At 51.4% G+C, this 12,877-nt stretch carries 9 protein-coding genes; 3 read left to right on the plus strand and 6 right to left on the minus strand.

The features are described 5' to 3' along the window. Nucleotides 1–108 precede the first annotated feature (108 nt). Nucleotides 109–1,560, minus strand: a complete 1,452-nt coding sequence (locus FP815_00430; GenBank protein MBA3013406.1) for a DUF342 domain-containing protein — start codon at nucleotides 1,558–1,560, stop codon at nucleotides 109–111. 145 nt (nucleotides 1,561–1,705) lie between these two features. Next, nucleotides 1,706–2,692 (minus strand): potassium channel protein, encoded by a 987-nt coding sequence (locus tag FP815_00435; GenBank protein ID MBA3013407.1) that lies wholly within the window; start codon nucleotides 2,690–2,692, stop codon nucleotides 1,706–1,708. 837 nt (nucleotides 2,693–3,529) lie between these two features. On the opposite strand from FP815_00435, the gene FP815_00440 reads away from it, so the two are divergent. From FP815_00440 to FP815_00450, 3 genes are all read left to right on the plus strand, one after another. Then, the gene (locus tag FP815_00440; GenBank protein MBA3013408.1) at nucleotides 3,530–4,207 is read left to right on the plus strand and encodes an adenylate kinase; all 678 of its coding nucleotides are present in this window, start codon (nucleotides 3,530–3,532) and stop codon (nucleotides 4,205–4,207) included. Between the two features lie 151 nt (nucleotides 4,208–4,358). Beyond that, complete coding sequence (locus FP815_00445; GenBank protein ID MBA3013409.1) at nucleotides 4,359–5,057, plus strand: hypothetical protein; 699 nt, start codon at nucleotides 4,359–4,361, stop codon at nucleotides 5,055–5,057. Continuing rightward, nucleotides 5,054–7,147: a PAS domain-containing protein gene (locus FP815_00450; protein MBA3013410.1), complete on the plus strand. Its 2,094-nt coding sequence runs from the start codon at nucleotides 5,054–5,056 to the stop codon at nucleotides 7,145–7,147. The genes FP815_00445 and FP815_00450 overlap by 4 nt, the downstream gene beginning before the upstream one ends. Before the next feature lie 102 nt (nucleotides 7,148–7,249). Here the strand turns inward: FP815_00450 and FP815_00455 are convergent, their stop codons facing one another. From FP815_00455 to uvrB, 4 genes are all read right to left on the minus strand, one after another. Continuing rightward, nucleotides 7,250–8,605 carry a dynamin family protein gene (locus FP815_00455; protein MBA3013411.1) on the minus strand — a complete coding sequence of 452 codons (1,356 nt, stop codon included), beginning with the start codon at nucleotides 8,603–8,605 and terminating at the stop codon, nucleotides 7,250–7,252. A 353-nt stretch (nucleotides 8,606–8,958) separates the two neighbouring features. Beyond that, nucleotides 8,959–9,894 (minus strand): HD domain-containing protein, encoded by a 936-nt coding sequence (locus FP815_00460; GenBank protein MBA3013412.1) that lies wholly within the window; start codon nucleotides 9,892–9,894, stop codon nucleotides 8,959–8,961. Beyond that, nucleotides 9,894–10,595 (minus strand): DUF374 domain-containing protein, encoded by a 702-nt coding sequence (locus FP815_00465; protein ID MBA3013413.1) that lies wholly within the window; start codon nucleotides 10,593–10,595, stop codon nucleotides 9,894–9,896. The genes FP815_00460 and FP815_00465 overlap by 1 nt, the downstream gene beginning before the upstream one ends. Continuing rightward, the gene (gene uvrB / locus FP815_00470) at nucleotides 10,586–12,595 is read right to left on the minus strand and encodes an excinuclease ABC subunit UvrB (protein MBA3013414.1); all 2,010 of its coding nucleotides are present in this window, start codon (nucleotides 12,593–12,595) and stop codon (nucleotides 10,586–10,588) included. The genes FP815_00465 and uvrB overlap by 10 nt, the downstream gene beginning before the upstream one ends. Between the last annotated feature and the right edge of the window lie 282 nt (nucleotides 12,596–12,877).

Genomic DNA, 12,877 nt, shown 5'->3' on the forward strand with positions numbered 1-12,877 from the left:
CGAATAGCAGGGCTATTTAACGAAAATTCATGGAGATATGGGCCGGTTTTACGAATTTGCAGTAGATTTATGTCTAAGTCCGACAGACTCCTAGAGTACCAAAGCACGTTACTTGGCAGACTGGCGCTCCTCGGGGCTCAAACTTCGACATCGAATCTGATGCACTTCTTTATCGAAAAAAATTGCCACCTCCTTCTCCGGGGTGTTCAAGATTCTGGTCACGCCACCAATGGTGACCTTGGCCCCCGGATGAAGAATACCGTAGACGTAAACACATTCGCTGGCAGACTGCGCAATTTCCGCCTGCAGCGCTTCCTCCTCCTCTGCTAGTTGATTGACCTTCGCTGCCGCCTCGGGCAGCATCGCGTTATATTTTCTCAACAACTCTGCCTGTTCAAGAGAAAATGCCGCTCCCTGCTCCTTTTGCAAGCCCCTAAGACCGGTGGCATTACGCAATAGTTCGCTCATCCTGCCTGACCACAGCTCTTTTTCTAACTCCATCTTCACCTTCTTATCTTCCAGTAACGGGTTCACTCCAACACTGATTTCGGTCATCACCTCATCCGACGAGCCAAGTTCCATAACAAAAACCGACCCGCCAACAACATAGTGGCCCCCCGCCAGCACCCCTTTCCCTGAAACAACCATGATATTGCCACCGACCAGGGCATTAACCTGGACCATGGAACCAGACACGATCAAATCACCCTTCACCTCGATCCGTCCGACGTTTTCCAGAAAAACTGCATTAACATTGCCCCAGCACTTAATAACAATGTCTTGACCGATAACACCGCCTTTGATCTCAAGATTGCCGCCCGCAGTCACAGCAGCCGAATACTGGACACCTTGAGCGATAGAGATATCACCCTTGCATTTCACCTTAAATCCAGGCTGAACCGTACCGCTGATAATCAAACGTTGCCCGGCAAAAACAATATTACCGACACTATAATCAACATCACCGTTGATGCTATGTTCAACCATCACCGCCGGTTTGCCGTCAACCATCACAAATTTCCCTTCAACTGCTGAAAACCCTTTGCTCCCATCTTCGGACAGGGTAATGCCGGACCCGACCTTGAGAGTGAGATCCTTCCCCGGTTTCACTCTCAGCTCTTCACCTGTCACCGTCTTTCCGGGTGTGCCTAGGGTTAATGGCACCTTCTCAAGGAGAAGCTTTTCTTTGGGGACGTTGACAATGGAGTGGAGTTCATGGAAATCAACCCTTTCCTTTATCGGCTCTTTACCCTTTTCAAATTTGGCAGCACCGGGCTTAACATAGGCTTTGACCCTGGCGTTCTCTCCGTTGACCGCCGGAGTTCCCTGGGCAACCCCGTAGGAACCATCGCTCCTGGGCATCGGCTGATCGAGCAGACCATACATCACACCCGCAGCCTTCAACTCAGCATGCAACGCACCCACATCAAGGCCCTTAATACTCCCCACATCCCCTTCCTGCGGAACAATGAACGCCTCTAAACGGTCCCGAGACACTTTAAGGGCATATCTCCCCCCCACAACCGGCACGCCATCCTTGAACAATCCCTCAGACGCCATATCTTCACCGTCTCCTTGATCATAATTATCAGCTCGGCAGACTTCTCATGCGTTGACCATCAGCTGCCGCTGATCTAAGCCTCAAGATCATACTTTATTATCATCGTATAAAATGCTCCGACAAATGGCAAGCGGCATCGCCTGACTATAACTCCTTCTCCAACCGCTTGATATTATCCAGCTCCCCAAGAACAATGATGATATCACCAGGTTTGATAACAGTAAGGTGGCTTGGATTAAACAGCATCTCATTTTCTCCCTGTCGTTTGATGGCCACCACAATCAAGTCATACTTTTTTCGTATCCCAGAATCCATCAGGGTCATATTAGCAATAGAGGTCGATTCCGGCACCATCAACTCTTCAAGGCGCAGCCCCAACGCCCCGTGCACCGTTAAGTCAAGAAAATCAATAACCGTCGGTCGCAAGACCATATTCGCCATCTGCCTCGCACCGATATAGTAGGGAGAGATCACCTTGTCGGCCCCAGCTCTGAGCAACTTGGTGTCCGCCCCCTTCTTCCCGCTCGACCGCCCCATAACAAAGAGATCATGATTAAGGTCCTTGGCAGTCATGGTGATATAGACATTTTCAGCATCAGAGGACACCACCGCAATCAAACCTTTGGCTCGTTTAATTCCGGCCTGGATCAATACATCATCATCTGCTGCCTCACCTTCGACCCAAAGATATCCTTGGGTGCTGAGTGACTTGATCTCCTCAGGATTGTTTTCGATCACCACAAAATCCCGATGGTCATCATGCAGGCTCTGGCAGATAACCCTGCCAATCCGGCCATACCCGCATACAATATAATGACCGCTGACCTTCGCTAATTTATTATCCATGTTGATCCTCCCAAATGCTTTCCGCAGTCCACCCTCCACCACGGCCTCGGTTATTTTGCCAAAGACATACAAAACGAAACTGACCCCCACCAGCACCAGCACCATGGTGAAAACTTTACCCACAGGGTGCAGGGGAACCACCTCAGCATAGCCGACAGTGGTGATGGTAATAACGGTCATATACATCCCATCCAGAAACGAACTGCCTTCAATCCCCATATAACCAAAGGTGCCGAACAGTAAGATCGACAACAAGATCAAGAGGGACAATTTGATATTCTGCATACCGTCTATTCCGTTTTCCTAAAGGAACATGGCGCACGGTCCAGCCTAAGCTGGACTGACACCTGCCCCAATACCTGAATGTTAATTCCGCAACAATGCGGGAGTCTCGTTTTAGTTTCTTGCTGAAATGCCGATATGGTAACTAAGAGCAAAGAACAAGCAATCACATAAACCACCACGGAAGGTGACCCCCATGACCCACCGCGAAGCAATCAAAGTCCTGATGATGAGTCCATTCTATTTCAAAATCGATCTGCCCTCCCGAATGAGCCTGATCAAAGAGTTCTGCGCCATTTCCAAGAAGTACGGTAAACCGTTGTAAAAAACAACGTAACTACTTTAAGTTGACGATGATCAGTTACCGGTTTACGGTCAAAAGAATCATTGTTAGTCATGATCCATCAGATCAGTAAGTAATCTGCCATTAGTCGGGATCACTAACCGACAACCTGAGCAGTGCAGAAAACGTCCCATCCACCTATTGTTGTAGGAGCGGCTGAAGCCGCTCCTACAACAATATCGGACAGAATCGACCCCCTCCCATATCCCTGATGTCTCTCCTTTGTACACTCCCGATATTTTATTGGCAAGGTCTCTATATTAGTTTATAGTCTCGTGGGTTTAGTCTCTTTCTCGGTCCGCACGTCTTGATCCGGTTCCTTTTATCTGGCCTGCACCCACGCAAGAGACATATCTTGTTTCATCTTGGGCTTTACACCCTATAGTATGGCCGAAGTCCTTAGAGCAACATAGACCCGCACAATCCCGACCGGACGGGAATCAACACCACCCGTTTCGCGGTCTCTTATCTTATTTCTACTTCACTAGGAGGAAGGCATGAACATTCTTGTTTTTGGACCAAATGGCAGCGGCAAGGGGACTCAAGGGGCGATTGTTCAAAAGAAGTACAACATTTCCCATATCGAGTCTGGCGCCATCTTCAGAAAGAACATCGGCGAAGGCACAGAGCTTGGCAAGCAGGCCAAGGCCTATATTGATCGCGGCGACCTGGTACCAGACGATATTACTATCCCGATGATCCTGAACCGCTTGCAGGAAGATGACTGCAAGGGTGGCTGGCTCCTCGATGGGTTCCCCCGTAACAAAGTCCAGGCCGAGACCCTGGCCAAGGCCTTGAGCGATGCCAAGATCAAGCTTGATTACGTCATCGAGATTGAACTGGACCGCGAAATAGCCAAACTTCGCATCACTGGGCGACGCCTGTGCGTCAACGACAACAATCACCCGAACCACATCGCCTTCGACGCCATCAAGCCAGTGGAAAAAGACGGCAAACTGGTTTGTCGCGTGTGCGGTGGTGAACTCAAGACTCGCGCCGACGACCAGGACGATGTGGCAATCGGCAAACGTCACGACATCTATTACGACGACAAAACCGGGACCATGGCGGCAGTCAACTTCTTTAAAAATCTCACTGGGCCGAAGACAATATCAGTAGACGGCACCACCTCCATCTCTGAGGTCAGTGACAGCATCATGAAACAGTTAGCATAACGGCTTAGACTAGACCGAGATATCAGGCCCTCTTAACCATGGCAGCAGCATAAGCATTACCCATGATTTCGAGGGCCTGCCCTTCTGATCCCCGCCAGAGACACCCCCCTGAAAGTTGACACATTTATTAAAAGACTATAGGAGCTGGCCGTTGCGACCAATCCCTCGTCCACTACGCTTCGCCATTCTCGCTTTCCTCCCACTCGTATTCACTCTTGTTCCCCCCTTTCATCGATTTCCCGCTGCCAACGCAGCAACCATGCCCCCCCTGTTTAACACTCTCGAAGAGTCGCAGGACGACCTGACCTACCTCCCTCAATGGCTCTCTGCACTAGAACGACACATCACCCAAGACACACCGGAAGGGGACTGTACCAGCCCTGAACTTAACCAGTGCCACTTACAGAAATGGCATGCTTTTTTAGAAGAAATTAGAAACAAACCACGACGTCAGCAAATAGAAGCTGTCAATAGCTATGCTAACAAAAAAAACTACGTAGTAGACATGGTCAATTATGCCGCTGAAGATTATTGGGCTATCCCAAAAGAATTCTTGTACAATGGAGGAGATTGCGAGGATTTCGCCATCACCAAATTTTTTTCACTCCGCTGGCTTGGCTATCTCGATAACGACATCAGACTGCTGATCATCCAAGACACCAATCTCCACATTCAACATGCCATTCTGATGGTCTTGGATCAAGGCAAGTTACTGGTCCTAGACAATCAAAGCCAGGAGGTCGTGGCCCAGGAGAAAATTCGACACTATGTTCCTCTCTACTCCCTAAACGAAAAGCAGTGGTGGGTGCATGTGCCCCCCAACCAGCCGATAACAGACCACACACCATGACAACCGATTCACACAAAACCAAAAGAACTCTCCTTCTTGCCCTTGCGTGCCTGCTGATCATCATTATTGGGGGCATAAGTGCGGTCAACGCCCTGGTTCGCCATGAAAAACAACGCGATCTCGATGCATGGAAGCTGACCCTGAACGTGATGGCAGATAGCCGTACAAAACAGATCCAGCACTGGATCAATGGCCAATTCACAGCACTCAACGAACTGGCGGGCAACGGTTCTCTCCAGATATACACCCAGCAACTGCAGCAAAACCGAAATACCGAAAACACGATTGAACCCGCTCAGCTCTCCTATCTCCACAACCTGATCTTAAATACGGCCCAGCGCTCTGAATTCATCGCAACTTCGGCCCTCACCCAAGCCATCCCGGCCAATGTCTCCTTTCTTGCGGACGCCGGAATTTCACTGATAGCCAAGAACATGACCGTGATTTGCTCGACCCCGGGAATGCCGGCTCTTAGCACTGAACTGCAAAAGGCCATCCAGGCGGTAATGGAAAGCGGATCACCCAACATCCAGGATATCGTGCTGGACAACCAAGGACGCCCGGTAATCAATCTCCTGGTACCGGTGTTCGCCACCCTGCCCCAATCAAATACCGGCGCAGGGAAAACACCTATCGCCGTGCTCATCGGCATGAATAACGCCGCGAAAAAACTCTTCCCCCTGCTCTCCTCAGATACTGCCACCACCTCCACCGACAAGACCATGCTGATCCGCCGAGACAACAACCTTGTAGTCTACGTCTCACCTCTTGACGACAACTCTCCTCCACTAAGCAAAAGCCAGCCCGCTGATGATCAACGTCTTGCTGCTGCCCTAGCTACACGCAATCCAGGGGCATTCATCCATGGCCTAGATGCCGTCGGCACCGAAGTCCTCGCCACCAGCAGAACGCTCCCCGGTCTACCGTGGATCCTGCTGCAAACAATTAACACCGATGAAGCCCTTCATGAGTCAGAAAGCCACTATCGTTTTCTCTCTCTCACCATGCTGTCCACCTTAAGCCTTATCACCTCACTCCTGGTTGCCGCCTGGTTTTATGGCGGCAAGGTCAAGAGTCAGCAAGAGGCAGCTCAACTCTCTGCCCAATCACAAAGACTCACAGCCCAATCCCACCTTCTCTCGGCAATCAACGACAATATCCGGGATTATCTATTCCTGGTCAAGCCCGATGGACAGATCGTCTTTATTAACCAAGCCAGCGCCACGGCGCTGAACATACTTGCCCCCGAAACAAGTGGCAAAACACTAACCAACACTTTGGGAAAAAGTCCAGCAGATCAACTGATGGCCATGATTGAACGCGCCGTAAACCACGGTCAACCAATCATCAAGGAATTGTCAATTGAGCTTAACGGTCGCCAGGTCCAGTGCCACACCTCGGTAATCGCTTTTCCTTATACAACAAGCACTGCAAACGATGCGGTACTGATCAGTCTCCACGACGTCTCCCAGCTCAACGACGCTAGGTTAAAGAAGGAGCGATTGCTGACTCAGACGGTCCAAGCACTGATGCGGGCCATAGATCTCCATGATCCCTATTCAGCAAATCACTCGGCCAATACCACAACCATCGCCATGGCCGTTGGCAAGCGCCTGGGACTGCCTCAGTCCTCATTACAAGCTCTTGAGTTCGCCGCCAACCTGTGTAATATCGGCAAACTTTTTATCGACTCAAAGTTACTGGCCAAGACCGACGTCCTTACAGAGGAAGAGCAATTGGCGTTACGGAAGGAACATGAGTTCGCGGAAAAAATTCTTGGTGGGATTGATTTTGAGGGCCCGGTTCTGGCAACCATTATCCAGAAAAACGAGTGTCTTGACGGCAGCGGATATCCTGCCGGATTGAAGGATGAATCAATTATCACCACAGCACGGGTACTCGCTGCAGCCAACGCCTTTGTAGCCATGATCAGCCCCAGGGCCTATCGCGACACCTTAACGACAAAAGCGACCATGGCCAATCTCCTCAACGGAACTGACAATCAATATGATCGCCATGTCGTAGCTGCCCTGTTCCAGGTCGTCGAAAATGAGATCGATTGGCAGAGATGGCCCGACACGTTGAGTTAAGAAAAGTAGGGTGTGATGATTTCATCATGCGCACCGATTAATGGGTCATTCACGATCCGCGTGCGCTGATGGGCACGAGAAACACACCGCCAGTTGTTGTTTTTATTCTGCGAGCTTCTTGTAGTACTCCTGCATTTCCCCCTTGGAAAAGCGATCAAGTTTTGCCACATTTCCTTGATGACCGGCAAACAAACCAAAAGTCGTAGGAGCCGACAGCAATTCACTGACCTTGCCCTTAACCCGCTCCCACAGGTTTCGGCGGTAGACTGTCTCCAGCGGTACCAATCGATCCAAGTCCTGACGACAACGCCAAGCATGACGGGGCAACTGCCATCGTAAGAAAAACAGGGCAATCATACTTAAAACCAACACCACTCCGGCGACCGGAATCATGAGCTGGGCTGGGGCCACAAACTCGCCAGCCAATAATGACTGCAAGACACCCTTTTCCGGGAATCCCCAGAGCCTCTTGGTCCCAATATCCAGGAAGAGAAAACACAAGCTGCCGGCTGCAAAAGCACGCTTCATGGCCGTGGTCAGAATCTTCATGCCCCCCTCGGCATATACCGCCATGGCCTCGGCAACCATCCGCACCTCTTGGATCTGCTTATCGACATTTTGGAGGATATGATTAATCCTCAGCCCGGCGGCAGAGAGAATCTCCTGTTTAAGATGCTCACGTTCTCTGGCCCAGACTGCAAGTTCCGGCGGCAGATCGACCACCACTTTCGGAGAAAAAGTTAAAAATATTCGAGGAATATCCTTACGCCCGGTCATCTGCGACAGATTCCAGCACAAAGTGCCGTAAGAACGGACCAGATCTCCCAAGTTATCACACTCGTCAATCCGGCTCAGCACAAACAACACCCGGTCTTCTCCCGTGGCTTCCGGCAGGATATTCCGAATAGTGTTGTAGGTCTCCTGGATGGTTCCCGCCTTGTGGGGATCGAACATCAGAACCACCAGATCGGCCAAGCGGGCAAAGTCCTTGATTACGGTTGAATAATCATAGCCGCGATCCTTCTCCGAAATCGAGTCCAACATTCCGGGACTGTCGATAACAGCCAAGTTCTCGAACATGGAAGCATGCACCCGCTTCATCCGGAAATGGGAGATGAACTGTTCGCCAAAGGTCTTAAAAGAGGTGAACGGCAGACGAACATCATTCACCAGGTCAGAGCCGGGCACATCAGGCTCATCACTCCCTGTAGTGGAAGCGGTAATCACCGTAAACGAATCATCAGTAGGAGCCTGCCCGGTCCGCTGCACCTCGCGGCCAATCAACTCATTAATAAATGTTGATTTACCCGATGAATAGTTTCCAAGAACCAAGACAACAGGCTTCCACTTAAGCAGGGAATCCAAATCATTAAAGTCCGTGTTGTAACGAGCAAAAAGGGATGACAACTTAGCCCGCACCTTGCTTTGAATCTTGTTCTGTAAGGCTTTTTCGTCCATACGGTGTCCTTTCAAAATAAGCAGTTAAAGTCAATAGCTGGTGACTGTTGCTCTGCAGACTACTGACTCAAAGAAACTGAGCCGTTGTAAAACGGCTACCCAAATCGTTCCCGATAGTCGAATCGACATTGGGATTTTTTGCACAGGAACAACAGAAAACAACGGTTTTTTGTAACCGTTCACCAGGGGCACCAAAACTACAGTACAGATAACCCCGGAACTGTAAACGTTCACAGCGCTGCAGATGCGCGAAAGAGGCCTGTACGCTATACACATGGTATGCGGACCAGGCCGATGACAAAGCAAATGCAGCGCTGTGAACGTTTACGAATTTTTTAAACCTACCAGAATCGTCAGCCGGCGTCAAATGAACATCCAGCCTGCTCCACCCCACAGAGGTCAAGCTTCAAAAATTGTGCGACAACCTGAGGATCAAACCGGCTACCACCACCACACCGAATATGGTCGCAGATATCTTCTACAGACCAAGCCTTATGATAACGACGATCGTGAGCCAAGGCGTCCCAGACATCAGCCACAGCAAAGATTCGCGCAGCCAAAGGAATCTCCTCCCCCTTCAGCCCCCTGGGATAACCGGAACCATCCCAGCGCTCATGGTGGCAATACGGGATATCCAAAGCAGGAAGCAAGAAATTAATCCCGGAAAGCATCTGCCGGGCATAATCAGGATGACGCATCATCTCCATTTTCTCGGCCTCACTCAATGGCCCCTCATTCATCAACACGACATCAGGTACCGCCATTTTACCGATATCGTGCAGCAAAGAGCCGAATTTAATATAGCGCAACTGCCCCGGAGTAAAGTCAAACCTCTCAGCCAGCGCCATGGTCATGGTGCATACCCGTCGGGTATGCCCCTCGGTTTCGCGATCCCGTAACTCCAAGGCCCGACCCCAGCCTTCGATGGTCGACTCATAGGCATCCCAAAGCTCCTGGTTCATCTTGGTAATCTTGTGTTCATCGTGCCTGATCTGCCGCATGGCCAGACGAGACAAGCGCATCACCAAAAAGACAAAGACCGCCCCCCCCAGATAGACCAGACCGACCACATAGCCGACCAGTCCCAGACTGTGCCTATCTCCGGAAAAAAACTCCGCCATGTACCCAAGCACAAAAAATCCTATCAGGGCATTAATCACCGACCACCGTGAACGAAGCGCAGAAGGGATATATTCACCAATCTTGCGACTCTGATAGATTGAAGCCAACAAAAAAACCAGCCCAATAGCAATGATCAGGTGATGCAATGCCAAGCCAGGAATGCCCATTAGCTGTTCTCCTGTTCAATCTCCATATGTCCTTTCCGGCCAAACGACCTCCAAGCCCTGGTATACAAAGTGAGCATCCGTCCTTCAACTTCCTGACGCCAATGCTCTATCTCCTGACCCGTCATTGCTGGTGGCACTGTCACCGGCTCATCAAAGCACATCGCCACCCGGGCGAAGGGTTTGGGCAGCACAGTCCTGTCCCAACTCCGAAAAGTCCAAAAACGATCCACTCCCCAAGCGAAGGGCAAAATCGGCACCCCCGCCTTACTGGCCATGAGAATAACTCCCGGTTGCAGAACCAGAGGCGGCCCCTGTGAACCATCGCCAACAATGGCTGCCCGCCGCCCCTGACGCTTAATCACTGCCAGCATCTCCTTCAAGGCGACAAGTCCTCCCCTGTTTCTCGACCCCCTGACAGTATGATGACCCAACATGGTCAGGGTGCGGGACAGATACTCCGCATCATCACTGGCGCTGACCATAGCCACCCAATCCCGCCCCTCAATCATTTTAATAGCATAAAGAATCGAATAATGCCAGAAACAGGCGATAAAAGGCTTCCCCGAAGCCAACAGTGAATGATAATGCTCAATTCCCTGATGCTGCTCGCGACAGGTGGCAAACAACATCCGAGAGAGTCCGATATAGAGCGGCGGCACTACGGCCAATGAGACATGGTGCACAAATCCCTTTACAGCCATCGCAGCTCCTGCTCCTTCAACCTCTTGATTCGGTCCCGTAACTGAGCGGCATCTTCAAAGGCCAGCTCAGCTGCCGCCTCACGCATCTCGGAGGTCAGCTCCTTAATTGCCGCCCGTAGTCCGGCAAGCGTCTGATACTCGCCTATCTCCTCGCCTGTCGTAAGCGAAACCGGGACATAATCCTGCTCATATACAGTTTCAAGACTATCTTTGATCGCGGAACGTATAGTGGTCGGGGTAATCCCGTGCCGTTGATTATACTCTGCCTGCAAAGTTCGACGTCGACTGGTCTCCTCAATGGTCCGTTCCATAGAGCCGGTGATGGTGCTGGCGTAAAGAATTACCAAGCCATCAACGTTTCTCGCCGCCCGACCACATGTCTGGATCAACGAACGGTGACTGCGCAGGAAACCTTCCTTATCGGCATCCATCACCGCCACCAGAGAGACCTCGGGAATATCGAGTCCCTCCCTGAGCAGGTTGATGCCAACCAGAACCTGATACTCACCCCTCCGTAAATTACGGATCAACTCCATCCGCTCCAAGGTCTTGATGTCAGAGTGCAAGTAGCGAACCGCAACCCCCAGATTCCCATAGTACTCGGTAAGATCCTCGGCCATCCGCTTGGTGAGTGTGGTGACCAACACCGCCTCCCCTCGCTCAGCACGCTGCCTAATCTCACCCAGGAGATCATCTACCTGACTCTCAGCCGGTCTGACCTCAATCCGAGGGTCCAAGAGACCAGTCGGTCTAATAATCTGCTCAACGACCTCTCCACCTGCCTGCAAAAGTTCATAATCACCAGGGGTCGCCGAGACAAAAATTACCTGATGAATTCGAGCATCAAACTCATTGAAGCGCAGGGGACGGTTATCCAAGGCAGAAGGGAGGCGAAATCCGAAATTAACCAATGTTTCCTTACGGGACCGGTCTCCCTTGTACATCCCTCCAATCTGGGGAACGGAGATGTGGCTTTCATCTACGAACAGGACGAAGTCCTCCGGAAAATAATCGAGCAGAGTTGGCGGCGGTTCTCCTGGCAAGCGGCCGGTCAGGTGGCGGCTATAGTTCTCGATCCCGTTGCAATAGCCAAGTTCGGCCATCATCTCCAGATCAAAATCGGTGCGCTGTTCCAACCGCTGAGCCTCCACCAGCCTCCCGTCCTGGGTCAATTCAGTAAGCCGGGACTTAAGTTCCTCCTTGATCCCACGCACTGCGACCTCAAGTCGCTCCTTGGAGGTCACGAAATGACTGCCGGGAAAGATTGTAACTTGTTCCAGGGTAGAGAGAACCACCCCGCGCAAAGGATCGATCTCACGGATCGCCTCCACGGTATCGCCAAAAAATTCAATTCGGAGGGCCAGCTCATCTTCATAAGCCGGAAAGATCTCCATCACATCGCCCCGCACCCGGAAGGTTCCTCGATGAAAGGACATCTCGTTCCGTTCATAAAGCATCAACACCAACCGACGCTGAACCTCGGCCATGGGCTGCTCTGAACCAGTAACAAAGACCAGATCCATGCTCCGGTACTCCTCGGGGGAGCCCAAACCATAAATGCAGGAGACCGAAGCCACGATAATGACATCAGAACGGGTCAGCAGAGAACGAGTGGCGGAATGACGCATAGTGTCAATGGCGTCATTGATGGCGGAGTCTTTCTCGATGTACGTATCGGACTGGGGGATATAGGCCTCGGGCTGGTAGTAATCGTAATAGGAAACGAAATACTCCACCGCGTTGTCGGGAAACAAGGCCTTGAACTCGGAATACAGTTGAGCTGCCAGCGTTTTATTAGGGGCCATCACCAAGGCCGGACGGTCGGTGCGGGCAATGACATGGGCCATGGTGAAGGTCTTACCGGAACCAGTGACCCCGAGAAGGACCTGGCTCCGTTTCCCCGTCTCAACCCCAGCAACCAGGGCCTCGATAGCAGCAGGCTGATCACCCGCCGGAGAAAAAGCGCTTTGCAGAAGAAAAAGAGGACGGCCTTCAGCCATCCAGCGCTCCGCGTTTATCCGCAGCCACTCGGATGGTGGCAAGTCCCACCGGCTGTCCGACGGTCATGGCCTCGATAAAACTCACATACAGCAACCGGTTGACATCACGGGGAATACCATGGCTTAACTCATGGATCAGCGGGTAACTCTCAGGAGGGAGGAGAAGGGCTGGATCCCCGCCACACTTCAGAATACGATATTTGACATACTGCTCCAGACCGTCCAGAGTCAGTGGCTCCAAGCGCACAGCAAAGGTGATCCGGCCTCGCAAAGAGGCATAAA

The sequence above is a fragment of the Desulfobulbaceae bacterium genome, assembly GCA_013792005.1.
GTDB lineage: Bacteria > Desulfobacterota > Desulfobulbia > Desulfobulbales > VMSU01 > VMSU01.